General features: G+C 66.2%; 24 protein-coding genes. 10 read left to right on the top strand and 14 right to left on the bottom strand.

Features of this window, described 5'->3' with window-relative positions; translation table 11 throughout:
• Nucleotides 1–190: 190 nt before the first annotated feature.
• From OG716_RS39815 to OG716_RS39800, 4 genes are all read left to right on the top strand, one after another.
• A complete protein-coding gene (locus tag OG716_RS39815) occupies nt 191–505 on the top strand; it encodes a hypothetical protein (RefSeq protein WP_405135345.1) in 315 nt (104 codons plus the stop codon).
• 78 nt (nt 506–583) lie between these two features.
• Nucleotides 584–886 carry a hypothetical protein gene (locus OG716_RS39810; protein WP_405135344.1) on the top strand — a complete coding sequence of 101 codons (303 nt, stop codon included), beginning with the start codon at nt 584–586 and terminating at the stop codon, nt 884–886.
• Nucleotides 879–1196 carry a hypothetical protein gene (locus tag OG716_RS39805; protein WP_405135343.1) on the top strand — a complete coding sequence of 106 codons (318 nt, stop codon included), beginning with the start codon at nt 879–881 and terminating at the stop codon, nt 1194–1196. Before OG716_RS39810 ends, OG716_RS39805 begins: the two co-directional genes overlap by 8 nt.
• A gap of 78 nt (nt 1197–1274) precedes the next feature.
• Nucleotides 1275–2027, top strand: coding sequence for an alpha/beta fold hydrolase (locus OG716_RS39800; RefSeq protein WP_405135342.1), 753 nt, complete (start codon nt 1275–1277; stop codon nt 2025–2027).
• Nucleotides 2028–2052: 25 nt separating this feature from the next.
• On the opposite strand, the gene OG716_RS39795 is transcribed toward OG716_RS39800, so the two are convergent.
• The 4 genes from OG716_RS39795 to OG716_RS39780 all read right to left on the bottom strand — a co-directional run bounded on the left by OG716_RS39795 (nt 2053) and on the right by OG716_RS39780 (nt 6385).
• Nucleotides 2053–3432 (bottom strand): bifunctional lysylphosphatidylglycerol flippase/synthetase MprF, encoded by a 1380-nt coding sequence (locus OG716_RS39795; protein WP_405135341.1) that lies wholly within the window; start codon nt 3430–3432, stop codon nt 2053–2055.
• 109 nt (nt 3433–3541) lie between these two features.
• Nucleotides 3542–4540 (bottom strand): DUF5996 family protein, encoded by a 999-nt coding sequence (locus tag OG716_RS39790; protein WP_405135340.1) that lies wholly within the window; start codon nt 4538–4540, stop codon nt 3542–3544.
• A gap of 88 nt (nt 4541–4628) precedes the next feature.
• On the bottom strand, nt 4629–5279 hold the full coding sequence (locus tag OG716_RS39785; RefSeq protein ID WP_405135339.1) for an FMN reductase: 651 nt from the start codon (nt 5277–5279) through the stop codon (nt 4629–4631).
• The gene (locus tag OG716_RS39780; protein WP_405135338.1) at nt 5276–6385 is read right to left on the bottom strand and encodes an LLM class flavin-dependent oxidoreductase; all 1110 of its coding nucleotides are present in this window, start codon (nt 6383–6385) and stop codon (nt 5276–5278) included. The genes OG716_RS39785 and OG716_RS39780 overlap by 4 nt, the downstream gene beginning before the upstream one ends.
• 225 nt (nt 6386–6610) lie before the next feature.
• Here OG716_RS39780 and OG716_RS39775 point away from each other — a divergent pair, with 225 nt between their 5' ends.
• Nucleotides 6611–6922, top strand: coding sequence for a hypothetical protein (locus OG716_RS39775; RefSeq protein WP_355127187.1), 312 nt, complete (start codon nt 6611–6613; stop codon nt 6920–6922).
• Nucleotides 6923–7053: 131 nt separating this feature from the next.
• On the opposite strand, the gene OG716_RS39770 is transcribed toward OG716_RS39775, so the two are convergent.
• Nucleotides 7054–8895 (bottom strand): alkyl/aryl-sulfatase, encoded by a 1842-nt coding sequence (locus OG716_RS39770; protein WP_405140247.1) that lies wholly within the window; start codon nt 8893–8895, stop codon nt 7054–7056.
• 461 nt (nt 8896–9356) lie between these two features.
• On the opposite strand from OG716_RS39770, the gene OG716_RS39765 reads away from it, so the two are divergent.
• The gene (locus OG716_RS39765) at nt 9357–10013 is read left to right on the top strand and encodes a TetR/AcrR family transcriptional regulator (RefSeq protein WP_405135337.1); all 657 of its coding nucleotides are present in this window, start codon (nt 9357–9359) and stop codon (nt 10011–10013) included.
• 261 nt (nt 10014–10274) lie between these two features.
• On the opposite strand, the gene OG716_RS39760 is transcribed toward OG716_RS39765, so the two are convergent.
• From OG716_RS39760 to OG716_RS39750, 3 genes are read right to left on the bottom strand one after another with little or no spacing between them, the layout of a single operon-like run.
• Nucleotides 10275–11432, bottom strand: coding sequence for a zinc-binding dehydrogenase (locus tag OG716_RS39760; RefSeq protein ID WP_405135336.1), 1158 nt, complete (start codon nt 11430–11432; stop codon nt 10275–10277).
• Nucleotides 11432–12574 carry an acyl-CoA dehydrogenase family protein gene (locus tag OG716_RS39755; protein WP_405135335.1) on the bottom strand — a complete coding sequence of 381 codons (1143 nt, stop codon included), beginning with the start codon at nt 12572–12574 and terminating at the stop codon, nt 11432–11434. The genes OG716_RS39760 and OG716_RS39755 overlap by 1 nt, the downstream gene beginning before the upstream one ends.
• Nucleotides 12575–12582: 8 nt before the next feature.
• Entirely contained in the window at nt 12583–13749 is a 1167-nt protein-coding gene (locus tag OG716_RS39750; RefSeq protein WP_405135334.1) for an acyl-CoA dehydrogenase family protein, read from the bottom strand.
• A gap of 101 nt (nt 13750–13850) precedes the next feature.
• On the opposite strand from OG716_RS39750, the gene OG716_RS39745 reads away from it, so the two are divergent.
• Entirely contained in the window at nt 13851–14819 is a 969-nt protein-coding gene (locus OG716_RS39745; protein ID WP_405135333.1) for a patatin family protein, read from the top strand.
• The gene (locus tag OG716_RS39740; protein ID WP_405135332.1) at nt 14816–15400 is read left to right on the top strand and encodes a QsdR family transcriptional regulator; all 585 of its coding nucleotides are present in this window, start codon (nt 14816–14818) and stop codon (nt 15398–15400) included. The genes OG716_RS39745 and OG716_RS39740 overlap by 4 nt, the downstream gene beginning before the upstream one ends.
• Here the strand turns inward: OG716_RS39740 and OG716_RS39735 are convergent.
• Both OG716_RS39735 and OG716_RS39730 read right to left on the bottom strand, forming a co-directional pair.
• Nucleotides 15389–16063, bottom strand: a complete 675-nt coding sequence (locus tag OG716_RS39735; protein WP_405135331.1) for a DUF3159 domain-containing protein — start codon at nt 16061–16063, stop codon at nt 15389–15391. The two genes, OG716_RS39740 and OG716_RS39735, sit on opposite strands and share 12 nt — an antisense overlap.
• Before the next feature lie 48 nt (nt 16064–16111).
• Entirely contained in the window at nt 16112–16240 is a 129-nt protein-coding gene (locus OG716_RS39730) for a hypothetical protein (RefSeq protein WP_405135330.1), read from the bottom strand.
• A gap of 191 nt (nt 16241–16431) precedes the next feature.
• On the opposite strand from OG716_RS39730, the gene OG716_RS39725 reads away from it, so the two are divergent.
• Nucleotides 16432–17856 carry a DUF1254 domain-containing protein gene (locus OG716_RS39725; RefSeq protein ID WP_405135329.1) on the top strand — a complete coding sequence of 475 codons (1425 nt, stop codon included), beginning with the start codon at nt 16432–16434 and terminating at the stop codon, nt 17854–17856.
• 12 nt (nt 17857–17868) lie between these two features.
• Here OG716_RS39725 and OG716_RS39720 read toward each other — a convergent pair whose 3' ends face one another.
• Together OG716_RS39720 and OG716_RS39715 are read right to left on the bottom strand one after the other, a co-directional pair.
• Nucleotides 17869–20136, bottom strand: a complete 2268-nt coding sequence (locus OG716_RS39720; RefSeq protein WP_405140245.1) for a heavy metal translocating P-type ATPase — start codon at nt 20134–20136, stop codon at nt 17869–17871.
• Nucleotides 20069–21391, bottom strand: coding sequence for a serine hydrolase domain-containing protein (locus OG716_RS39715; RefSeq protein ID WP_405135328.1), 1323 nt, complete (start codon nt 21389–21391; stop codon nt 20069–20071). The genes OG716_RS39720 and OG716_RS39715 overlap by 68 nt, the downstream gene beginning before the upstream one ends.
• Nucleotides 21392–21663: 272 nt before the next feature.
• Here OG716_RS39715 and OG716_RS39710 point away from each other — a divergent pair, with 272 nt between their 5' ends.
• The gene (locus tag OG716_RS39710) at nt 21664–22317 is read left to right on the top strand and encodes a double zinc ribbon domain-containing protein (protein ID WP_355127194.1); all 654 of its coding nucleotides are present in this window, start codon (nt 21664–21666) and stop codon (nt 22315–22317) included.
• A gap of 69 nt (nt 22318–22386) precedes the next feature.
• On the opposite strand, the gene OG716_RS39705 is transcribed toward OG716_RS39710, so the two are convergent.
• Both OG716_RS39705 and OG716_RS39700 read right to left on the bottom strand, forming a co-directional pair.
• The gene (locus tag OG716_RS39705; protein WP_405135327.1) at nt 22387–22683 is read right to left on the bottom strand and encodes a hypothetical protein; all 297 of its coding nucleotides are present in this window, start codon (nt 22681–22683) and stop codon (nt 22387–22389) included.
• Between the two features lie 133 nt (nt 22684–22816).
• Nucleotides 22817–24247, bottom strand: coding sequence for a DUF1254 domain-containing protein (locus tag OG716_RS39700; RefSeq protein WP_405135326.1), 1431 nt, complete (start codon nt 24245–24247; stop codon nt 22817–22819).
• Nucleotides 24248–24377: the final 130 nt, after the last annotated feature.

Genomic DNA, 24377 nt, shown 5'->3' with positions numbered 1-24377 from the left:
CAATCAATTACGCGGAACGCCCGAAACGGACGCCCGATTTCTGATAGACCCCTCCCGGGAGATAGCGGGGATCGCCCAGACCGTGCGCGTTCGCGAGGCCGCGCCGATTCAGTGAGTTCGAGGAGGGAACACTGTGCGTGCACGCGCGCTCGTGACCGCGGGGGCCATAACTTCCGCACTGTTAATGTCCATGTCCGGAACGGCCGCCGCCACCCCGGCGAACCAGATCCCGGGCGATGGCCTCTACCTGGTGAATGTCGATATCCAGCCGGGTAACTACGTCTCCGACGGCACCGGCAATGCGGACGCCTGTTTCTGGCGGCGGCTGTGGCATGTGCAGACCGATACCGATTACAACGATCCGAACTACTACGTCATCGCCAGCGACTTCACCCGCCAGCATCCCCTGCATATCGTTATCAAAGCTACCGATGTCGCATTCCGCACCGATAACTGCGGCGCCTGGCGACCGGATCCCAATCCATTGAGCACCGGCTCGTCTTAGTGACAATTGTCAATTCATTGCACACGCTCCAACCGAAAACAGCCTCCGAGCAGCGGTAGTCTCATGGTAGTCTGAAGCGTGGCAATCGAGTGGTACTTTGCGCTGGCTCAGGTACTGACCCGCGCCGGGATCGACATCGACGACGTTCTCGATCTGGTGAATGCCTGGCTGGCCGGCGAACGCCCGGTTTGGCTGCGGCCCGCGGACGACCGCGCTACAGGTATCCGGTACGTGGTGCTGTGGGCACGCACCGGAGAGCGTCGTCCGCTCGCGGTCCTGGCTCGCGTCATGGGCCCGGATCTCTACATCTGCGGCGCAAACTACCTACGCCCCGAACAGGTCACCGAATTCGAGAAATGGGAGGCGACCCGCAATGACTGACCCGTACCCCACCAACGCCGACGATATGAACGCCATCATGGATCGACTGAACTACCGCGACGACCAACCGGTGGACGTGCCGGTCCAGACCGGCCAGGATACCGGGGCTGACCTCGTCCCGCGATCCATCAAACTGCCTGGCGAGCTCGACACCCGATGCAAGGCTCGCGCGTTGCGGCTCGGGATGAGCCAGAGCGCCTACATCCGCTCGTTGATCGAACGCGACCTGGCCCAAGACGAACAGCATGATCGTCCGGTGATGTGGTCGGATCTGGCGCGGATAGTCACCGAGCTAGGCCGTACCGCGTGACTGCCGCCCGCGGGACAAGGACGCGAATGGCCTGAAATACCATCCGGGTGCGGCGGCCGCACCGCTAGCATCGGCCCGATGGCGAAGTTCACCACCTGGGACGGCTTACAGCTCAACTACCGCGTGTGGGAGGGCGAGGGCAGGCCCGTTGTGCTGCAGCACGGCGTGGTCGCCGACACCAATGCGAATTGGATGAGCGTGGGCATCGTGGCGGCGCTGCAGGCCGCCGGGCATCACATCATCTCGCTCGATGCGCGCGGGCACGGGCGCTCGGAGAAGCCGCACGATCCGGCGCGCTACTCCTGGCAGGCCATGACCGCGGATATGCGGTCGCTCTTCGACGAGCTAGGGCTGGATGAGGTTGCGCTGGTCGGATATTCGATGGGCGGGATCATCTCGATCCTGGTGGCGCAGGCCGATGATCGGGTCAAGCGGCTGGCGGTGGGCGGCATCGGGTCCGGCGTGGTGGACTGCGGCGGAATCGATTGGCGCGTCATCGAAGCCGCCGATATCGCCGCCGCCATGACGGGCGACGGGTCCACGGCCGCACCGCAGGCGCAGATGTTCCGGATGCTGGCGGACGTGCTGGGCACCGATCGCGAGGCGATCGCCGCACTGGCGGCGGGCCTGAACGAGGCGCCGATCAAGACCGTCGCCGATATCACGATCCCCACCCTGGTGGTCGCCGGTGACGCCGATCCGTTCGCGGCCGAACCGCAGCGGCTGGCGGCCGCGTTCCCGGACGCGCACCTGGTGACGGTGCCCGGCGATCACCTGGTGGCCACCGCCGATCCCGGTTTCGCGGCGGCCCTGGTGGAGTTCCTGCGCTGAGCCGCAACAGCTCTGGACGCGGCGGTCAGTACTGGCGGCGGTGGGGCACGAACTCCAGCGTGAGCAGCGCGACCGCCGCGATCAGCACCTCACGCCAGCGGATCAGGACGAAGCGCTGATCGGCGAAGGCGTTGAATTTACGCAGGAACCGGTACAGCGATTCCAGGCGGATGAGCGGATCACCGAGTCGCACAGCCATATACGCCGCCTGCCCGAGCCGCGAGCGCCCCTTCTCCGCGAAGAGTTCCGGAAAAGCCGCGAAGGCCAGCGAGATTCGGGTGATGCCGCGCGCGCGGGCGTACTCGACGAGGTCGACGATCATGCGTTCGTCGAGCCCGTTGGGTGCGTCCTTGCGCCGCCACGGGACGTCCAGGCTGAACTCGCGGCCGTCGCCGGAGACGCCGTAGCGCTGGAATCCGGCGACCTGGCCGTCGGCGTCGCGGGCCATGACCACCAGCATTCCCGGATGCCGTCCGTCGAGCAGGTGGTCGAGGATCATGGAGAAACCGCGGGTCTGCCGCCCGTGTCCCCATTCGTCGACAATGGCGAGCAGCGTTTCCCGCTGCGGTTCGGTGAGCGCGGCCTCCGGAATCACCTCGGTGGTGACACCGAAGTTGCGCGTGCGGCTGACCGCCTGGCGCAGATTGCGGAAGTGCCGTCCCACCATGTCGAATTTGTCGACCTCGATCACCACGTCGCGTCCGATCGGGACGGCGCGCAGGCCGCGGTGCCCGAGGGCGCGGTGCTGCCAGATCTCGGTGAGTTCCGGGCTCGCGCCCAGTACCGCGATGCGCCAGCCGTGATCACTGGCGAATTCCGAGAATTCGGTGACCAATTCGCGGAATCTGCCCTTGTCACCGATGGGATCGCCCGCGACGACGGCAATGCCCAGCCGGGTCCGGTAGGCGACGGCCGCGGAGGAGTCGGCATTGAAGAAGTAGCTCTTGGACGAGTGCAGCGCGAAGGGCGCGACCGGATCGTCCGTGCTGCGCCGCACCAGTTCGGTCACGCGCGGCAGCTGCTCGGGTTGCGGCTTGCTGTTCTGCGGAGCCATCAGGATCAGCCCGGTCGCGGCGAGGAAGACGAAGCCCACACCGGCGTGGTCGGTGCGGTAGCTGAAGTTCGCGATCACCAGCACGACGGCGGCCGCGGTGAGATGCGGGAGCGTGAGGGGACGCCGCAGGTACAGCCCGCGCGCCACGAACAGTCCGGCAATGGAGACCGCCACGAACCAGCCGTGGTCGTTGCCCTCACTGGACGCGCGTTCGGCCGCCCAGGTCAGCACCAGGCTGGCCAGCACCAATGCACCTATGAGCGGGACGCGGGTGCCCGGTCCGGCGGTGAAAACGGTCTCTCGATAAGCGGTCAGGCCGGAGGTCCGCACCGCCATATTCTCATCAGACATGCCGCTTCCTTTGCTTGCTATGCGGCCCGCTCACCAGTCGTCTCCCCATGGTGATCCTCCTCGGTCCCTCTCAACACACTATGCGGGAGAGACGATTCGAAGCACGCGGTTATTCCGGCCATCCCCGCCACGGGCTCTCGAGTACGGGGTCGGTAATGCCTCCGGGGCAGGCCAGAGCGGGTGCGTCCCAACCAGCGAGACGCGATCCCGCGGCGTAGGCGGAGTGCAGGAAATCCAGGGTCGCGCCCACCGGATCGGCGCTGCGCCGGGCCGCGTCGTAGGCGTAGTAGGCGGCGTGCGCGGAACCGGACGGCACCCAGCGAGCCTCCGGCGGTTGCAATGGAAGTTCGGTCAGCCCTTCGGGTTCCGGTGCGGTGTAGGAGTAGAAGGTGGGTTCGGGCACCTTGCTGTCGCCGAACCAGAATCCGGCGCTGATCTCCTCGCGCGAATACGCTTCGCGCGTCACCGGATCCACGCTGGCGGGCAGCTCGATCTTGCGATCGGAGAAACGCTGCACCGCCAGATCGAAGGTGTGCCAGAAGAGTTGGACCGGGCTGATCTTGCCCGAATAGGTGGCGCTGAACTCTTCGAGAATGCGGGCCACCTGGCTGGTGACGTGGAACGCGCGCTGCGCGGCGACCGGGTCGTAGTGGTGGTGCTCCTCGTCCTCGGCAAAGGGGCGGCCGTGGTCGGGCAGATCGTAGGGCGTGGGATGCGCGATCGTGACCTCGATGCCCAGATTGTCCAGAGCCCGCATGACCTCGCCGTAGAAGCTCGCCACCGACTGGCCGCCGAGCGGGATCTCCTCCTGCGTGCCGCGATCGCTGGAGATCCGCAGCACGTGATCGAAGAAATCGAAGTCGCAGGTGAACACGGGACCGTCGGTAGCGGTGCCCAGCGGCACGGTGGACCATCCGCGCGCGGTGACGCGGTAGGTCATATGCCACCAGTGATTGCGGCGGATGCCTTTGGCCAGGGCCACCTTGCCGACGATCTGCACGAACCGGTGCAGCGTCTCTTTGGTCGGCCGCCACGCGTCGAGCGGCAGCGCGGGCAGCGCCTCCCCCGTCGCCGGGCCCAGCGTGCTGGTTCCCGCGGACTCGCCCATGTCCCTACCCACTTTCGTCGAGACGTTCGTGTTCGAGGCCGGCAGTGCGGGCGGCCGGTATGTGGCAGCCGCCGCAAAGCCTACTCAGCTACTGATTAGCTATAACATCCGTACGCCGATCGCCCCGTACCCGGTCCCCGCCGAGCAGCTGCGCGAAGGGCACCGGATCGTCGTACGGATCGGCGGTCACGCGCCCCGGGCGCAGTGCCACCAGATCGGCGAATTCTCCTGCCGCACGCAGAATTCTGTCACTCAGTCCGGTGTCCGCGCCGGAACTTCCGGACCCCCAATCCTCGGATGCGGCATACACCGACGTCGGCGCCACCACCGCACGCAGATAGGCGAAGAGCGGCCGGACCGCGTGCTCGAGCGCAAGTGAATGCCGTGCGGTGCCACCGGTGGCCGCGATGAGCACCGGCTTCCCGATGAGCGAATCCGGTTCCAGCACATCGAAGAAGGTCTTGAACAGACCGCTGTAGGAGGCATTGAAGATGGGGGTGACCGCGATGATCCCGTCCGCGGTCACCACCTTGTCGACCGCCTCCCGCAGGGCGCCGGCCGCGAATCCGGTGACCAGGTTGTCGGCGAGGCCGTGGGCGTGATCGCGCAGCTCGACAATGTCGAATTCGAGCTCCGTGCCGGTCAGTGCCGCCTCGGTGGCAGCGATCAGGCGATCGGCCAGCAACCGGGTCGACGAGGGCTGCGAGAGCCCTGCGGAGACCACCGCGATACGGGTCATGCCTGCACCTCCGAGGTGTCGGCTGTGGCATCGGCATTCCGCGCGGCCAGCAGCGCGGCGTGGGTGGGACCGTCCGGCACATGCGCCGGACGCAGGGCGTCGAATTCCTTGCGCAGCACGGGAACTACTTCCTCGCCGAGCAGATCCAACTGCTCGAGCACGGTCTGCAGCGGCAGTCCGGCGTGATCCATCAGGAACAGCTGGCGCTGGTAGTCGCCGAAGTGCTCGCGGAAGGTCAGCGTCTTGTCGATGACCTGCTGCGGGCTGCCGACGGTCAGCGGCGTCTGGTCCATGAAGTCCTCCAGCGACGGCCCGTGCCCGTAGACGGGGGCATTGTCGAAGAAGGGCCGGAATTCGCGAATGGCGTCCTGCGAGTTCTTGCGCATGAAGACCTGCCCGCCCAGCCCGACGACGGCCTGGTCGGCGGAGCCGTGGCCGTAGTGCTCGTAGCGGCGGCGGTAGAGCTCGATGAGCCGCTGGAAGTGCCCGGTCGGCCAGAAGATGTTGTTGGCGAAGAAGCCGTCACCGTAGTAGGCGGCCTGCTCGGCGATCTCCGGACTGCGGATGGACCCGTGCCAGACGAACGGCGCGACGCCGTCGAGCGGGCGCGGGGTGGCGGTGAAGCCCTGCAGCGGGGTGCGGAAATTGCCCTGCCAGTCCACCACGTCCTCGCGCCAGAGCCGGTGCAACAGCGCGTAGTTCTCGACGGCCAGCGGAATCCCGTCGCGAATGTCCTTGCCGAACCACGGATAGACGGGTCCGGTATTGCCGCGGCCCAGCATGAGATCGACCCGGCCGTCGGCCAGGTGCTGCAGCATGGCGAAGTCCTCGGCGATCTTCACCGGATCGTTGGTGGTGATGAGCGTGGTCGCGGTGGACAGGATGAGGCGCTCGGTGCTCGCGGCGATATAGCCGAGCATGGTGGTCGGCGAGGAGGGCACGAACGGCGGATTGTGGTGCTCACCGGTGGCGAAGACGTCGAGGCCGACCTCTTCGGCCTTGCGGGCGATGGCGACCATGGCCTTGATGCGCTCGGCCTCGGTCGGTGACCGGCCGGTTGTCGGGTCGGCGGTGACGTCGCCGACGCTGAAAATTCCGAACTGCACGGGGACCTCCTGGGCTCACACCCATTTTGGTGGATATGTCAACCTAATGAACACGGACCCCCGCGACCCTATTCCGCCGGGGTGACCCAGCCCACCCCATGGCTATGATCACACGCAACCAACCTGCGACAACAACGAAACACACAGTAGTGCAATATGTTTCAAGTTAAGCTGAACATTCCCCGCGCAACGCCGGAAAAACCAGGGACCAGGGGGTAGATCCGAATGGCGGACACGAGCGTCGGTACGGCATATGCCGTCGTCGTCACCGCGGTCAGCGACCCGATGCAGGTGGAGGGTCTCGAATGGGAGCGGGCGGTGGAATATCTGCCCAGTCTGGATTCACAGGCCATGCAGAGCTGGGTCCGCGCACAGGAGGCCACGGGTGTGGCAGTGCGGCACGGCGTGGTCATTCCCGGCCCGCAGCGCCGGGTCGCACCACGACATCCGTACCGGGAGGTGTGCGTGCCGCCCGCGGAGTATCAGCTCTTCAGCGCGGCGGTGCGGCACCGACCGGAACCGGCGCTGCGCGCCTAGCCGACCGGCGCACCGCCGCCGGTCGCACAGACGAAACGGGGCCCTGCCGGACGGTCGGCGGCAGGGCCCCGCATTCGCAATTCGCCGCGCAGGCGCGAGACGCGCCGCGAATTACGTTGTGCTACTGGTCTTTACGGTGTGACGATGGCGAAGTTCGGGTCCGGCTTGCCGAAGAGCCCCTTCATCTGGGCGAGCACGGCGGCATTGCCGTCGATCTTGATATCGCCCTTGGCGACCGCGGCCTTCATATCTCCGCCGCCGATCATGTTCTGAATGAATCCGCCGCGAGTGAGCGTGACGGTCGCATCGGGCGCGGCCAAACCGTCATTGGGCCAGCGGTCGTAGTGCACCAGCACGCCGTTGCGCAGTTCGGAGCGGTGCACCTTGTCGTTCTGGTCACTGAACTTCCAGTCGGTGACCACGTGCACATCCCAGGCCTTGGGCCCGTCGACGAACAGTGAGATGGCGTCGAACGCCTGATCCACGGTGAGCGCGGCGAGCAGGCCCTTGGAATTGGCCGAGGTGGGTGTGCCGAAGGAGCCGTTGCGCAGCTCGTACGCGCCGGAGAGGTAGAAATTGCGCCAGGTGGCGTTCTCGGAGCCATAGCCAAGCTGCTCGAAAGCGCTGGCCTGCAGGTCTTTTGCCTTCTTGTTGCCGTCGTCGGCGAAGATCGCGTAGTTGAGCAGCTGCACGGCCCAGCGGTAATCGGCGTCGTCGTAGGCCTTCTTCGCCTTCTTCAGCACCTCGCTCGCGCCGCCCATGGCATCGACGTGCCGCTTGGCATTGTCGACCGGCGGATGCTCCCACAGGTGCGCCGGATTGCCGTCGAACCAGCCCATGTAGCGCTGGTAGATGGCCTTCACATTGTGGCTGACGCTGCCGTAGTAACCGTGTGAGTACCAAGCCTTTTCGATCTCCGGCGGCATCTGCATGGCCTCGGCGATCTCGCTGCCCACCATGCCGGTATTGAGCATGCGCAGCGTCTGGTCATTGAGGTAGCCGTACAGATCCCGTTGTGCGGAAAGGTATTCGACGATCTTGTCGGTGCCCCAGAGCGGCCAGTGGTGCGAGGAGAACACCACATCGGACTGGCGTGCATAGAGATTGATGGATTCGGTCAGGTACTTCGACCACACATGCGGATCGCGCACCAGCGCACCGCGCAGCGTGAGCAGATTGTGCAGGGTGTGCGTGGCGTTCTCGGCCATGCAGAGAATACGGCGATCGGGGAAGTAGAAGTTCATCTCCGACGGCGCCTCGGTGCCCGGGGTCAGCTGGAACACCATGCGCACGCCGTCGATGACGTGCTCCTCACCCGTGGTGTTGATGCTGAGGGTCGGGTCGATGAGGGTGGTGGTGCCGACCGAGGTGGTCTGGCCCAGGCCCGCGCCGATCTGCCCCTTCGGCCCGCGCGGCAATGCGGCGCCGTACATATAGGCGGCGCGGCGCGCCATGGCGGTGCCGGCGTAGATGTTCTCGGCGACCGCGTGTTCGAGGAATCCGGAGGGCGCGACCACTGGACACCGGCCCGCGTCGACATCCTCGCGAGTAGTCACACCCAGCGAACCGCCGAAGTGATCGACATGCGCGTGGGTGTAGATCAATCCGGTGACCGGCTTGTTGCCGCGATGCGCGCGGTACAGCGCGAGCCCGGCGGCGGCGGTCTCATTGGAGATGAGCGGGTCGATGACGATGACACCGGTCTGCCCCTCGATGAGCGTCATATTCGACAGGTCGAGACCGCGGATCTGATAGAAACCGGGCGCGATTTCGTACAGGCCCTGCTTGACGGTGAGCTGCGATTGCCGCCACAGGCTGGGATTGGCCGAGGACGGGCAGGTGCCCTGCAGGAAGTTGTAGGAGTCGGTGTCCCAGACCACCTTGCCCTTGTCATCCTTGATGACCCCCGGCTGCAGCGCCTCGATGAAACCGCGGTCGGCATCGGCGAAGTCGGTGGTGTCGGAGAACGGCATGGTCTCGGTGACCTTTTTGTTCGCCGCGGTGATGGCATCGGCAGGATCGGTCTGTGTGGTGGACGGGTTCACCTCGTCCGAGGTGCCGCAGGCGGTCAGTGCGCCGCCGGCGCCGACCGCCGCCAGCGCCGCCGCGCCGACGCCGAGCATGCCGCGCCGGGACACCCTGGGTCCGGGATTCTCCGGCTGCTGCCCACCGTCATTCCGATTGCCGTCGACCACGTCGATCTCCTGCCTCTTCCGACCGAACGCCCCGCAAGCTAGTCAAGCAGACGTTAGCCACAGGTTCGCCCATGTATTGATAAAGATTCATTCGCGGCCCTGATGACGCATTCCGATGCGCAACCGATGTTTGCCGTCCATGGACACTCTAATCACTATTGCAGTTAGACTGCAATAGCAGGGTTGGAAATCTCTCGGGCCCCATAGACCGCCGGGAGGCGCTGTGATCGGATGCAGACATGAGTGACGGCACCGCACAACCCGTGAGTGACGCCCCCACAGCACCTTCGGGTGATGCCCCTGCGGCGCGCCGGCGCCGGCGCAATCCGGAGCAGACCCGCAGGGTGATCATCGACGCCCTGCTGGCGGCTATCAAGGACGGCAAATTCCTGCCGACCGCAAAGGACATCGCCGAACGCGCGGGCGTTTCCGAGCGCAGCATCTTCGTCCATTTCCCGGGCCGCGACGATCTGCGCATCGCCGCGGTCGAGGCACAGTCGGAGTACGTGGAAACCCTTATCGCCGCACCGGATCCGCAGCTCCCCCTGGACACACGCATCGACGCCGTCCTCGCGCAGAGCGAGGCGATCTTTGCGGCACAACGCAATCCACGACTGCTCGGCCTACTGGAATCCCAATCGATTCCGGTGCTCGACGAGCGCATGCGAACAACCGACGGACGCACCCGCGACGGCCTGGCCCGCACCTTCGCCACCGAGTTGAATCGCGCCGGCAGCACGGATACCGAATTGCTGGATCTGATCGAGGCCACGGTGGGCTGGGCGTATCGGCACCAGCTGGTCGATCGGCGCGGCCTCACCCAGCAGGCGGCCTCCCGGGCGGTCGCACGAGCACTGCGAGCCCTGCTGGCCGGTAAGGACTCCGGCACCGCCTAGCCATCCCGGACACACCGAGACCGCCGATCCATCAGGACCGGCGGTTGACGATGGCGACCTACATCGAGCCCCACGCCTGCAGCAGGTAGGTGATCTGCGCGAGCGTCGAGGTAATGGTGTTCGCCAGGTCGAGGGTGGCCGAACCCAGATTGATGATCGGGAAATTCATTGCGGGATCCTCGCTTTCGTTCGATCACATTGCACCTACACCGTAGAAACAGGAGCAATCGGACAGCAAGCCTTTCAGGACACACTGTTCAGTCAATAAATTCCCTGGTTGATCCCCTTGTTTTGCGGCGAAGCATGAGATACGGACTGAAAGACTATGACCTGACGCACAGAATGGCCATCGGCCAGCAAATCCATCGCCTCATTGATTTCGGCCAGTTCGATGCGCGCCGAAATGAGCCGCTCGACAGGTAGCCTGCCCGCTCGCCACAGCTGTTCGTAGCGCGGAATATCGCGGGCCGGGACCGCCGAGCCCAGATAGCTGCCGACAATGGTGCGAGCCTCGGCGGTCAGGCTCAACGGCGGCAGGGTGATGGTCGCGGACGGCGCGGGCAGCCCGACGGTGACGGTGGTGCCACCGGGAGCCGTAGCCGCATAGGCGGTTTCGAGGGCGGCGGGATGACCGGCGCATTCGATGACATAGCGCACCCGGGCTCCTTCGGCGCGGACCTGCTCCGGGGTATAGGTCTCGGTCGCGCCCAATTCCCGCGCCGTGGCGAGCTTCTCCGGCATCCGGTCCACACCGATAATGCGTTCCACACCGATGGCTTTCGCGGTGATCAGAGCGGCCATACCGACCCCGCCCAGTCCGACGACCATAAGGCTGTCCTGCGGGCGGGGTCGCGCCACATTCAGCACCGCCCCGCCGCCGGTCAGCACCGCACAGCCGAAGAGCGCGGCGACCTCGGGCGGCACATCGAGGCCGACCGGCACCACCGACGCCCGATCCACGATCGCATGGCTGGCGAAGCCGGAAACACCCAGATGGTGGTGCACCCGGCTGCCGCCGCGGGACAGATGCCCCGCATGATGCAGCAGTTCACCGGCATTATTGGTGCGCGTACCCGCCGAACAGGGCAGTTGCCCGTCCCGATCGCAGGCCTCGCAGTCCTCGCAGCGTGGCAGGAAGGACATGACAACCCGCTGTCCCGCAAGGAGATCCGAGACCCGCTCGCCGACGGAGACCACCCGCCCCGCCGCCTCGTGCCCGAGCAGCATGGGCACCGGCCGCTGCCGATTGCCGTCCACCACACTCAGATCCGAGTGACACACTCCGGCCGCCTCGATGGCGACGAGCACCTCGGTCGGCCCGGGATCACCGAGCTCCAACTCGCACACGGTGATCGGCCGGGATTCCGCGAAGGGGCGGGAGCGTCCGATCTCCTCGAGCACCGCGCCGGTGATGCGCATCAGATCTCGACCATCTGGTGATCGCCGACAGCATTGCCCAGGCGGCGCAGATGAGCACTGGAGTCGCCGAGCGTGTGCTCGATGGCGGTCAGCCGCGCGGTGTAGTGGCCGACCGGGTATTCGGCGGTCATGCCGATACCGCCGTGCAGCTGGATGGCTTCCTGCCCGATATGCCTGGCGGAGCGCCCGATTCGCAGTTTGGCGCGGGAGGCGACCACCGGATCGGTAATGCCGTCGGCGAGGGACATGGACGCGTACATGCTCATACCGCGTGCCAGTTCCAGCGAGACGTACATATCGGCGGCGCGCTGGGTCAGCGTCTGGAAGGAACGCAGCGGAACGCCGAATTGCTTGCGGCTCTTCAGGTATTCCGACGTCAGGCGCAGCGCCTCCTCCATGGCCCCGACCGCTTCGGCGCACAGCGCGGCCTGCGCTGCCGCCAGCGCGGCCTCGATCACATCGGTGGCATCGCACACCTCGCCCAGCGGTTCGGCTCGCACACCCCCGAATTCGATATCCGCGCCGCGCAGTCCGTCATGGGTGGCGTAGGTCGTGCGCCGCACGCCGGGGTGGGCCGGGTCGACCAGGAACAGGCCGATGCCGCGTTCCGCACCGAATTCGCCGGGCAATGCCGCACTGACAATGAGCAGATCGGCGCAATCACCGTGCGGCACCGCATGTTTTCGGCCGGCCAGCGTCCAGCCGTCGCCGCGCTGGATCACCTGGGCGCCGACCTCGTTGGACGGCCAGCGCACACCTGGTTCGGCATGTGCGAGGGCCAGCCGTAGATCGCCCTCGGCCACCTTGGGCAGCAGCTCCTTTCGCTGGGCATCCGCGCCGAGCCGGGCAATGAGCCCGCCCGGCAGCAGCGCGCAGTCCAGGAGCGGCTCCGGCGCGAGGCGGCGGCCCAGCTCGGTGAGCACCAGCATGGCCTCGATGGGTCCGGCGCCCATACCGCCGTCTTCCTCGGCGAAGGTCAGACCCAGCAGCCCGACCTCGGCAAAAGTGCTCCACAGCTGTGGATCCCAGCCGAGTTCGGTGCCGGTGACCTCGCGACGGCGCTCCGGGGTGTAGCTGCGGGCCAGCACGGCGCGCACCGTATCGCGCAGCATCTCCTGTTCGGTGGTCAGCTCGAAATCCATGGCGGGCCTCACAATCCGAGGATCGTCGAGGCGATGATGCTGCGCTGCACCTCGTTCGATCCTCCGTAGATCGATGTCTTGCGATAGTTCAGATAGGTGGCGGTGCTGCGGCGTGCCCAATCCGGCTGCGCGGGGTCTTCGACGGGCAGCGAATCCGGCCCGGCGATATCCACCAGAAGTTCGGTGACGGCCTGCTGCAGTTCGGTGCCGCGCAGTTTGAGAATCGAGGAGACCGGGTTCGGCTTACCGTCCGCCGGGGCGGCGGCGACCCGCAGCTGCACCAATTCCAGTGCCAGCAGCTCGTTTTCGAGTTCGGCGACGCGGGTGGCGAAGACCTGATCCTCCAGCAGTGTCCGATCCCCCAGCCGGACCTGCCTGGCATGTTCCTTGGCCAGCCACAGCCGGACCTTCCTCTGGCCGACGGCGGTTATGCCGGTGCGTTCGTTGCCGAGCAGGAATTTGGCGTAGGTCCAGCCCTGATTCTCCTGGCCGACAAGGTTTTCCGCGGGCACCCGGACGTTGTCCAGGAAGACCTCGTTGACCTCGTAGCCGCCGTCGATGAGCTCGATGGGCCGCACGGTGACGCCCGGCGTCTCGAGCGGGAACAGCAGCATGGAGATGCCGGCCTGCTTCTTGGGCGCGTCCGGATCGGTGCGCACCAGGCAGAACATCCAGTCGGCGGACTGGGCGGCGGTGGTCCAGGTCTTCTGCCCGTTCACCACATAGCTGTCGCCGTCGCGGACCGCGGTGGTGCGCAGCGAGGCCAGATCGGAACCGGCTTCCGGCTCGGAAAAGCCCTGGCACCACCAGATATCGAGATTCGCGGTGGGCGGCAGGAAGCGTTCCTTCATGGCCTGCGTTCCGAAGTGCGCGATGACCGGGCCGATCATGTTCGCATTGAAGGTGAGCGGTTCGGGGACCGAGGCGAGCTGCATCTCGTCGTGCCAGATGTGCCGCTGGATGGGCGTCCAGTCCCGCCCGCCCCATTCCACCGGCCAGTTCGGGACCGCCAGCCGGTGCGCGTTCAGGATGCGCTGCGTGGTGACGAAATCGTCCCTGCTCAGCTCCTGTCCGTGCCGGGCCCGGTTCCGGATGCCGGCCGGGATTTCGCTCCGGTAGAACGCGCGCAGCTCGTCACGAAACGCGAGCTCGTCCTCGGTGAGCGCCAATTTCATGCGTTGACCTCCAGTGCAGTGTTCGTCGCGGAATATGATACACAGAGACTCTGATGTCTCAAATAGCCGCCGTAGACTCGATGGCTACAGGAAGGTGCCCCATGCCGGACCAGAACTACATCGGTGACCTCACGACCATCGGCGTCGGCGAATTGATCGCCCACCGACATCGCGAGGGCAGCGCGCCGAAGCAGCGCACCGACGGTCACCGGCTCGCACTGGTCATCGAGGGCGGATCCTCCCGCGGCGCGTTCTCGCACGGAATGGCAATGGCCATAGAGGAACTCGGCGTGCTCTCGTGCTTCGACGCCGTGTACGGCGCATCGGCCGGCGCCCTCAACGGTGCGTGGCTGCTGTGCGGGCGGGCCATGGAATCCGAGCGCGCTTGGCATCCCGAGGTGATCAATCGGGTCATCTCCCCCGTGCGCGCCCTGCGCGGCGGCCCGGTGGTCGATACCCGTTATCTGGTGCACACGGTGTACGAGCGGATCGTGCCGATGGATTTCCCCGCCATCCTGGCCAATCCGGTCACCTTCCATCCCATCGCGACCGATGCCGATACCGGCGAAGCGGTCGATCTGCATTCCGAACTCAGCGATGGCACCGCGGTACAGGCCGCGCTGCGCGCCTCGACCTGCCTGCCGATCCTGGCCGGGCGGCCGGTGCATCTCGGCGCACGACGCTTCGTCGATGCCGGACTCTCCGAATCCGTGCCCATCCGTACCGCTTTGGCGCAGGGGGCGACCCGCGTGCTGGTGCTGCGGACCCGGCGCGCGGACGAACCCATGCGCACGCCTTCGTCCTTGGAGAACCGGGTGGTGGCGCGCTTCCTGGCCCGGCACGCGCCGGGCACCGTGGAACCGTGGCGGACCCGGAGGCAACAGCACGTGCGGGACGAGGAGGACTTCGCCACCGATCCGGCCGTGCTGCAGATCCGCCCGCCGCACAACGCACCCGATATCGGCCGGGTCGACCGCGATCCGCTGATACTGCGGGAGGCGCTGGCGCTGGGCCGGGTGGTGACCGCGCGAACGCTGTCGGCGTACCTGGCCCCTATGCTTTCGGCGTGACGCGCGTGGAGGGAACCAGGACACCGGGGCGACCGGCATCGGCCAGTCGCGACGATGTACTGAAGGCCGCCATCACCATGTTCCTGGCCGGCAAGCGGGTCGACGTGAATGCCATTGCGGCACAGCTCGGTGTCGGCCGGGCCAGTATCTACCGCTGGTTCGGCTCCCGCGACGGACTGCTCGGCGCGGCCATCGCCGGTCAGCTGGAGCGCATGGTCGGCGCGGCCGATCGGCGCTGCCGCAGCAGCGGGGGGCGGCGGCTCAACGACGTGCTCGACCACACCATTCACTGGCTGGTCGAAGACGATTCGCTGCGAACGTATTTCGACAATGAGTCCACCGCCGCGCTGCGCTTGATCACCCGTAGCGACGGGGTTGTGCATCAGGCGGCGGTGGCGATTGTCGAGCAGCTGATCGAGCAGGCGCAGGAGCAGGGCTACCGGCCGCCGATCGAGCGAAATACCCTGGCCTACGCCCTGGTCCGGCTCTGGGAAGCGTTCCTCTACAACGATGCCGTCGCGGGATTCCGGGGCGATGTGGAGCGCTTGCAACAGGTGCAGGCCGCGCTGCTACGCGCTTGAGCCTGCCACCGCCGCATGCGAACCCGGGTGCTGATCGAGGGAGCGCCGCACCCAGAGCCAGCTGGCCGCGAGCATGACCACCAGCGCCGGCTTACCGAGAATCAGTGCGACGGAACCGAGTAGCACCACCTGGTTCCCGACATACAACGGCACCATGACCACCAGGTGCAATGCCCAGAATACGAACCAGGCCAGAGTCACCCTGCGGTGCAGGCGAATTCGCTGCCGCGGGTCGGCATGCGCGGCAGGTTCGAGCCCCACCTTCCGGCTGATCCAGTGCGACAGCGGGCGACCGCCGAGCAAGGTGAGGCCGAAGGCGAGCGTGCCCGCGGCGCAGATGATCAGGTCCGGCAGATAGAACCCGCGCCCCTCACCGGTAAGCCCGACGAAGAGCGAGAACACCACCACGACGGCGACCGAAATGGCCACCACCTTGACCGAATCGCCACGCAGCAGCCGGTAGCCTGCGACCGCGCAGGCCACCACCAGTGCGATGAGCACGCCGATCTTGGCATCGACCGCGGCGTAGCCGATCAGGAAGCCGACCGCCGGCGCGGCACCGTCGACGAGGTGCCCGAGACCGCCGAGGGCACGGAACTTGCCCCACATCTCGGCGGCGCCCGAGCGCTGGCCGATGTGGACCGAATGATCGATGGACTCCACTATCACTCCTAGTCCTGAGGGTGAAGAGCTAATGATCAGCAAAAGCGATTACATCGAGCCCCAAGACTGCAGCAGGTAGGTCATATTGGCGAGCGTCGAGGTGATCGTGCTCGCGAGGTCGAGGGTGGCCGAGCCGAGATTGATAATCGGGAAGTTCATGAGGTCCTGCTTTCTCATCGAGTTACTATTGCAGTCTGACTGTAATAAGCTCGGCGCCGTTGGGCAATACCGATATGGCCCGGTTCGCTACTTCCGATTTCCGTGAGCCAGGACACACGCCTCGACCGAGGAGCGATGGTTCGCTCGCTCAGCGAATCCATGGCTAAGCTCCGGTGGCATTGCCATCCGGACAGATGAAGGAGCGCGACGTGCAGGATCGACTCCCCACCACTCCCCGTTTCTCGCGCCGCTGGGTGCTGGGCATGGGGACCGCCGCCGTGGCGGGACTGGCCCTCACCGCCTGCAGCTCGAACGACGACAAGTCCACGACGGCCTCCACCACGGCGTCGAGTGATCCCAAAGCCGTTGCCGCCGATGCCTATACGTTCGGGTATCCGCTGGTGCTCATGGATGCCACCCGCGCGTCGGGCGGCGCCGTCAACCAGTTCGCGAATGCCGTCCACCTGCCCACACCGGACGACAAGCAGGTGGTGCGACTGAATCTGGACACCCTCTACTCGCAGGCCTGGCTGGATCTGGCCGCCGAACCGCTGGTGCTGCAGGTGCCCGGCATGGAAGCCGACCGGTACTGGCTCATGCAGGTGCTCGACGCCTGGACCAATACCCGCCACAATCCGAGCAGCGTCAGCCCGAAGGTCGCCGCAGGTACCGAGACGCCGCCGTTCACCTACCTGGTGACCGGACCGGACTGGCACGGGCCGGTGCCGAACGGCATGACACAGCTGCCCGTGCCGACGAACATCTCCTGGGTGATCGGACGTATCCAGGTCAATGGCGAAGCGGATGTCGACCGGGTGCGCGCCCTGCAGGATGAGCTGAAGCTGGTACCGCTGAGCGCCTGGCTGCGCGGTGAGACCGACTCCCCCGGCCGGGTGTACGCGGTGGACCAGTCCGCACCCCCGCCGCCCAAGCAGGTGGCGGCCATGGACGGGCCGGCCTTCTTCGACAAGATGTGCGCACTCATGGCCGCCGAGCCGCCCGCGCCGGAAGATGCTCCGGCACTCGAGCGTTTCGCCAAGATCGGCATCAAACCCGGCGCGACCGTGGACAACCTTTCCGCCGACCTACTGAATGCCGGTGTCACCCAGGCGAAATCGCAGGTCACCCAGTTCAATGACCCGCAGTCGAAGAACGAGAACGGCTGGAAGTTCTCCACCGATCTCGGCGCCTACGGCACCAACTACGCCCTGCGGGCCATCACCGCCGTTCAAGCCCTCGGCGCGAACCTGGCCGAAGACGCGGTGTACCCCAGCCTCTTCGGCACCGCCGACAAGAACGGGCAACCCCAGCGCTTCCGCCTGCACTTCCCCGCCGGCCAACTCCCGCCGGTAGCCGCCTTCTGGTCCATCACCGCCTACGACGGCGACAGCTACCTGGTACCGAATACCGCCGACGTCTACGCCGTCGGCCACCAGATCCCCCCGGTTTCCAATCCCGACGGCTCGGTCGATATCGCCGTCCAGAGCGAAGACCCGGGTACCACTGTCCCCCAGGGCAATTGGCTCCCCATCCCCTCAACCGGCAAATTCTCCCTGAGCATGCGCCTCTACGCCCCGAAGAAGCAGGCCCTCGACGGCGACTGGCAACCCCCGGCCCTCGACACCGTCAGCTGACGCACCCCGCACTCAGTCGCGGTTGGGGAGGTGTAATCGCTTGAGAGACAGGGCATTCAAGGCGACTATGACGCTGGAGCCGGACATGGAGAGGGCGGCGATCTCCGGGCGGAGGGTCCAGCCCAGGAACGGTTCGAAGACGCCGGCGGCGATGGGCAGGGCGATGGTGTTGTAACCGACTGCCCAGGCCAGGTTCTGATGCATTTTGCGGAGGGTGCCGCGGCCGATGCGGAGGGCGGTGGGCACGTCCAGGGGGTCCGAACGCATGAGGACCAGGTCGGCGGTCTCGATGGCGACATCGGTACCGGCGCCGATGGCAATGCCGAGGTCGGCGCGGGCCAGGGCGGGAGCGTCATTGACACCGTCGCCGACCATGGCGACTTTCTTTCCGCCGGACTGCAATTCGGCGATTTTATCGGCCTTGTCGCCGGGCAGCACCTCGGCAATCACGGTATCGATACCGAGTTCGGCGGCAATGCGCTCGGCGGTGGCCCGGTTGTCACCGGTGAGCATGACGACCTCGACGCCCATATCGTGCAGATCCTGCACCGCCTTCGCCGAAGTCTCGCGGACCGCGTCCGCAATGCCGATGACCGCGGCCGCCTTACCGTCCACCGCCGCGAGGACTGCGGTCTGACCTCCGGCCGCTACCCGATCACGCGCAGTAGCCAAGTCGCCCAGCGCGATTCCCTCACGCTCGAGCAGCCGGCGATTGCCGACCACCACGCGGCGGCCGTTCACGGTGGCAATCGCACCGTGCCCGGGAATGTTCTCGAAGTCCTGTGCCCGTTGACCATTCGCGCCGTGCCCCTCGGCATAGCGCACGACCGCCGCGGCCAGCGGATGCTCGGATTCGCGTTCCACCGCCGCCAGCAGGGGAATCAGCTCGGCGGTGGTGACCACCCCGTCGGTGACGATTTCGGTGACCTCCGGCTCACCCTTGGTGAGGGTGCCGGTCTTGTCCATGACCACGGTCTGGATTCGCGCCGCACTCTCCAGCGCCATCGCATTCTTGAACAGCACACCACGTTTCGCGCCCAGCCCGGTGCCGACCATGATCGCGGTCGGAGTGGCCAGTCCCAGCGCGTCGGGGCAGGTGATGACCACGACGGTAATGGCGAACAGCATGGCCTTGGCGAAGGTGGCCCCGGCCAGCAGCCACACCACGAGAGTCAGTGCGCCACCGATCAATGCGACCAGCACCAGCCAGAAGGCCGCGCGGTCGGCCAGTTTCTGGCCCGGCGCCTTCGAACTCTGAGCCTCCCGAACCAGATTCACGATCTGCGCCAGGGCGGTATCGGCGCCGACCTTGGTGGCCCGCACCCGCAGTACGCCGTTCTCGTTGAGCGTCGCGCCGATGACCGTCGCGCCCGGATCCTTGTGCACCGGCAGGCTTTCGCCGGTAACCATGGATTCGTCGACTTCACTCTCGCCCTCGAGCACCTCACCGTCGACGGCGATCTTGGACCCCGGGCGCACCAGCAGCACATCGCCGACAATCACGTCGGCCGTGGGGATTTCGACCTCCTGCCCGTCCCGGATCACCACGGCGTGCGGCGGTGCGAGATCGAGCAGCGCGCGAATGGCGTCGTTGGCCCCGCCGCGCGCCCGCATCTCGAACCAGTGCCCGAGCAGGACGAAGGTGGCCAGCATGGTGGAGGCCTCGTAGAACACCTCACCGCCGCCGGTCAGGGTGATGGCGAGGGAGTACAGCCAGCCCGCGCCGATGCCGACCGCGACCAGCACCATCATGTCGAGCGTGCGCGCCTTCAGCGCGGCCACCGCACCGGTGAAGAAGATGGCCGAGGAGTAGAAGATCACCGGCAGGCTCAGAATCAGCGCCCAGATGTCCTGCCGCAGCCCGAACGGGGTCTGCAGATCCAGCCCGAACATATCCTTCGCCATCGGCGACCAGAACATCACCAGCAGCGAGAAGACCAGCGCGACCAGGAATCTATTGCGCATGTCCTTGGCCATCTCGTCCATGGACATGCCGCCGTGCCCGGCGTGACCCATGGCGGCGTGACCCATGGCGGCATGGCCCATGTCCGCATGCGTGGTGTCGGCCATCGCGGCGTGATCCATGGCGGAGTGATCCATCTCGGCGTGACCACTATGCCCGTTCTTCTGGTCCATTCCCTGACCATATACCCTCTGGGGGTATGTGGCCAGTGGATGTGGCGGGCGAGCCACGCGGTAACCGGGATACGTCCTATCGAATGCCCGGCGTCGCGGGATCGGTTCCGAAGCAGCCGACGATGTAGCAGCCGGGCGGCCAATCCGACACCGGGGGCGCCAGCGGTTTGTCGAGGCAGGTCAGCAACCCGCAGCCGGGATAGGCCATGGGCCCCAGACCCAGCGCGGCGAGAGTCGCGTCCGGATTGGAGATCATGGGATCGGACAGGCTGATATCCGGCCCTGCCACATAGGGCCCCGGATCGGGCAGCACCGGATCCCGGAAGGCGGCGGTCAGCGCGCGCATCGCCTCATGCGGGAAGCTCACCGAACCACCGGGCACCGTCACCCCGGTCCAGCTGATCAGCAGGCCCAGGCTCGGCACAATGGTGTTGTCCTGCCGCATCATTCCCGACATCTGCACGGCGTCGGCGGGCATGCCGGGGAAGATCGACCCGCAGTCCGGGCCGTTGACCACGAACAGGAAGCCGTAGCAGTCGTTGGCGGCGATCGGCGTGGTGGCCTGGGTCAGATAGTCGGCGGAAATCACCTGTGTGCCATGCCAATTCCCATGGTTGGCAACCAGGAGTCCGAGCTTGACGAAGTCATCGGGCGGCAGCACCAGATGCGCGTAACCATAGGTGTTGTTGCTGCGATCCCGCGCCCAGTGATAATCGGTGCGCTCGATCCCCAAGGGCTCGAAGAGTTTTCGCTGCGCGAACGCCTGAAAGTCCTCCGCCACCGCCTGCTGCACCACATAGGCCAGCAGGTCGACGGCCCGCTGGCTGTACTGCCACTGGGTGCCCTGCGGGTGCACGATGGGCATGGCCAGCGCCTGCGCCACCACATTCGGATCGAGCTGCACCAGCCCGGTGACCCCCTCCGAGGCCACCGCCACCTCCATACCGGAGGTCTCGGTCAGCAGGCTGCGCACGGTGATCGCGCGATGCGCCGAATCCCCCAGCCCCGCAGGCAGATACCTGTCGATCGGATCATCGATGCGCAATCGCCCCGCATCCACCGCCAGCCCCGCCACCATGGACACCACACTCTTGGTGCTGCTCCACAGATTCCACGGCATCCCGCCCGCGCGTTGATTGTTCGGCCCGCTCGCCACCAGGCAGTTGTTCCGATACACCGAGACCGTGAACCGCGAAGGATCGGCCACGAACCCCATCGCCTGCTGCAAACGCTGCGAATCCAGCCCCACCGCTTCGGGTGCCGCGGTCTCCGGCGTTCGGCCGGAGCTGACCGCACACTGCTGCGGCTCCGCCGGATCGGCCCGCACGCCGGGCGCACCGACCAGCAGCATTGCGGCGGCGACGACCGTCACAATACCGACCGTCCAAGTCCGAATCACACCAAACCACCTCTCCCGAAGTCCCATTCGAGACATCGGCAGGTAGAGCGGTTCGTTATCTTTCCGTGACCCCCGAATTATCGGGGCGGAACTTCCAGGGGCGCACTACAGCGACACTCCCGCTATCGCCGCGGCGGTAAACAGCGGCCTCCCACCGGTTCCCCGTGTTGCGCACCCGCCCGGGCATACGATATGAAGCTGACGATACGTGGTCCGGGGGTTTCGGGCGCGTGCGTACGTAGTCCGCTCAGCCGCAAAGGAATCGCCCGACCATGGCCGCACCGGTCGTCTTCACCAGCTCCTATTACGACGAGTCCAATGACAATGGGTTCCAGTGGGAGTTCCGCTGCGATCGCTGCAGCACCGCCTACAAATCACCCTTCGAACAGAACTACCTCTCGCGCGGGCGCGGCGCGCTGCGCGTGGTGCGAGATCTGCTCGGCGACCACTTCAGTTCGATCACCAAGGTGTCCAACGCCGCCGAGGACTTCTCCAATACCTGGGGTGGCGGCTCGGCCTCGGCCACCAAGGACAAGGCGTTCAACAACGCGGTCGCTCACGTCAAGGACGACTTCCGGCTGTGCAGCGGCTGCGGGTCCTGGGTGTGCGCCCGCATCTGCTGGAACGACCATGTCAGCCAGTGCACCCGCTGTTCGCCTCTGGTCGCCAATCAGATCGCGCAGGCGCAGGCCGAGGCGCGCGGTTCGCAGATCCGCGATGCCGCGCACCAGCAGAATTGGACGCAGAACCAGGATCTGTCCACACCGGCCCGGGTCACCTGCCCGACCTGCGGAACCACCACCACGGGTGGTCGCTTCTGCGGCACCTGCGGCACCGGTCTCGATATGCGCGCGCACTGCACGGGCTGCGGGCACCAACTCCAGGTGGGCACGGCCTTCTGCTCGAACTGCGGTCAGTCGCAGTAACTTCGGGCCCGCATGAGAATGCCCCGTCCGGTCCTCTGGGACCGGACGGGGCCTTTCAGGTAGCGCTCGTTACCCGGCGGAGCCGGTGTTGAACGGAACCGGGAACGGGATGCCCTGGTTCCAGTCGCCCGGGTTGTTCCAGTCGTGGTCGTGGTGATCCCAGTCATGGTGATCGCCATGATGATCCCAATCGTGGTGGTGCCAATCGTGGTGGTGCCAATCGACATCGGTGGCGCTGGGCACGGTGGCATCGGCCGAGGCCGGAATGGCCAGCGCCGTAAGCGGCACCGCGGCGAGGACACCCGCGAACGCAACGCGGACAGCGATCTTTCGGGTCCCGGACGTCCTCATCAGGTTGGAGAGCATCGGAATTCCTTTCTCTCTAGCGATGAATCGCAGCAATACGATTCATTCACCTATCGAACGAGGTATTCCTCGAGGACCCATCCGAGAAGCCTGGCAAGACCCTGGGAATCCGGCTGGCCGGGACGCCGTTTTCTCAGGCGAGCTTCTGCAGCGCCGGCGGCTTCCAGGTGCCGTCGATGACCTTCTGGTCGGGTGCGTAGAGCCGCAGGGTGAGCGAGAACCGGCCCGAGGCCGGGATGGGCAGCCAGTTGCCGGGTGGTACGGCGGTGCCCGGATCCGCGTTCTGCACAGTGATATCCACCGAACCGTCGGCGTTCTTCACCACCGGAGTCTGATGGCCGATCGCGTAGATGCCGGCCGGATTGTCGATGAGGAAACTGTCGGCGTCGTATGCGGTGATCGACCAGAAGGCACGGGCCGGCGGCAGCTGACCGTCCGGGAAGTGCAGGGTGTAGCGAATCGGCGTGCCATTGTCGTCGGCGGTGCTGAAGACGGTCGGGTAGACGGCATCCTTGGCCAGGTTCGCGCCCAGGCCCTGCAGGGCGATATTGGCGCGCAGCAGGTAATCGGTGTCGTAGGCGCCGACATTGGTGGCGAAATCCCAGCCGTTCTCATCCTTCATCTGCGGATTCCGGTAATTGGCGATGGTCGTCTTGGCCGCGGCTTCACCGGCGTTCAGCACATCGGCGGAGACCTTGTCCGCCGTGCCGCCGGGAGCCACGCCGATCTTGGCGAATCGCTCCATGGCCGGGGCGTCTGCCGCGGCGGGCGGATCGGCGACCATGAGTTCGTTCAACTTGGCGAAGAAGGCCGGGCCGTCCAGCTGCGCGACCTGCTGGGACGGATTGACCGACTTGTCACTCGGGGCCGCCGGCGGCGGATTGTCATGATTTCCGCTCTGCCACTGGCTCAGCGGCACCAGCTTCATCTGGCTCTGAACAGCTTTCACATTCTCGACATCGCCGGGCCCATTGACCTGTACGCGGCCCAGCAGCCATGCGGTATCGGTCGGCATGGCCAGCGGGGTGACGTCGTCCGGCAGCGTGCCCGTCCAGCCCGGTCCGGTGATCGCGTAGGTGAAGGGACCGGTCTTCGCGCCCGAGCGCAGCTGCGGGTCGACGCTGCCGGGGTCCTGCTTCGTATTGGACCAGGCATCCAGGAACTGCATGAGCCAGTACCGGTTCGGGTCCATCTCGGGCACCTGGAGGATCACAGGCTCGTTCTTCACATCCAGCCAGGCCTGCGAGTAGAAGGTGTCCAGATTCAACCGGACCACCTGCCGGTCGGCGGGGGTCGGCAGGCTGTCGGCGTGATCGAAGTGATTGGCCGCCGCCGCCGAGGCGCGGGTGGCGTCCATCAGGACCAGCGGATAGCCGAAGGTGAAGGCATCGGCCGCAATGTCTTTCGGATCGTCCGAGGCCGCGGCGGTCGAGGTTGCCGAACTATCGCTCGATGACGAATCCGTACCGCAGGCGCTCAATCCCACTGCGGCCAGGACCACGGAAAGCGTGACCGCTGTTGCTCCCGCCCATGCCTGTCGAGAACCCATGCTGCGAATAGTCATCAGACTCCTTGCCTCAGTGCGACTGGCGCGACACGATCACGAGCGTCGACAGTTTGCCAGCAGCATGCTGGGGCAGTGAGCCGACACTCCACGCTGGCATGATCGGTCAGGAGCGGCCTCACCCGAAGCG

Source organism: Nocardia sp. NBC_01388, assembly GCF_045040085.1.
Lineage (GTDB): Bacteria > Actinomycetota > Actinomycetes > Mycobacteriales > Mycobacteriaceae > Nocardia.
This window is presented reverse-complemented; position numbering and strand designations above follow the sequence as displayed.

Excerpts from the sequence above, each read along its gene's own strand:
- OG716_RS39815 (WP_405135345.1), top strand. The coding sequence starts at position 191 with ATGTCCGGAACGGCCGCCGCCACCCCGGCGAACCAGATCCCGGGCGAT.
- OG716_RS39805 (WP_405135343.1), top strand. The coding sequence starts at position 879 with ATGACTGACCCGTACCCCACCAACGCCGACGATATGAACGCCATCATG.
- OG716_RS39800 (WP_405135342.1), top strand. The coding sequence starts at position 1,275 with ATGGCGAAGTTCACCACCTGGGACGGCTTACAGCTCAACTACCGCGTG.
- OG716_RS39795 (WP_405135341.1), bottom strand. The coding sequence starts at position 3,432 with ATGTCTGATGAGAATATGGCGGTGCGGACCTCCGGCCTGACCGCTTAT.
- OG716_RS39790 (WP_405135340.1), bottom strand. The coding sequence starts at position 4,540 with ATGGGCGAGTCCGCGGGAACCAGCACGCTGGGCCCGGCGACGGGGGAG.
- OG716_RS39785 (WP_405135339.1), bottom strand. The coding sequence starts at position 5,279 with ATGACCCGTATCGCGGTGGTCTCCGCAGGGCTCTCGCAGCCCTCGTCG.
- OG716_RS39775 (WP_355127187.1), top strand. The coding sequence starts at position 6,611 with ATGGCGGACACGAGCGTCGGTACGGCATATGCCGTCGTCGTCACCGCG.
- OG716_RS39770 (WP_405140247.1), bottom strand. The coding sequence starts at position 8,895 with ATGCCGTTCTCCGACACCACCGACTTCGCCGATGCCGACCGCGGTTTC.
- OG716_RS39765 (WP_405135337.1), top strand. The coding sequence starts at position 9,357 with ATGAGTGACGGCACCGCACAACCCGTGAGTGACGCCCCCACAGCACCT.
- OG716_RS39760 (WP_405135336.1), bottom strand. The coding sequence starts at position 11,432 with ATGCGCATCACCGGCGCGGTGCTCGAGGAGATCGGACGCTCCCGCCCC.
- OG716_RS39755 (WP_405135335.1), bottom strand. The coding sequence starts at position 12,574 with ATGGATTTCGAGCTGACCACCGAACAGGAGATGCTGCGCGATACGGTG.
- OG716_RS39750 (WP_405135334.1), bottom strand. The coding sequence starts at position 13,749 with ATGAAATTGGCGCTCACCGAGGACGAGCTCGCGTTTCGTGACGAGCTG.
- OG716_RS39745 (WP_405135333.1), top strand. The coding sequence starts at position 13,851 with ATGCCGGACCAGAACTACATCGGTGACCTCACGACCATCGGCGTCGGC.
- OG716_RS39730 (WP_405135330.1), bottom strand. The coding sequence starts at position 16,240 with ATGAGAAAGCAGGACCTCATGAACTTCCCGATTATCAATCTCGGCTCG.
- OG716_RS39710 (WP_355127194.1), top strand. The coding sequence starts at position 21,664 with ATGGCCGCACCGGTCGTCTTCACCAGCTCCTATTACGACGAGTCCAAT.
- OG716_RS39705 (WP_405135327.1), bottom strand. The coding sequence starts at position 22,683 with ATGCTCTCCAACCTGATGAGGACGTCCGGGACCCGAAAGATCGCTGTC.
- OG716_RS39700 (WP_405135326.1), bottom strand. The coding sequence starts at position 24,247 with ATGACTATTCGCAGCATGGGTTCTCGACAGGCATGGGCGGGAGCAACA.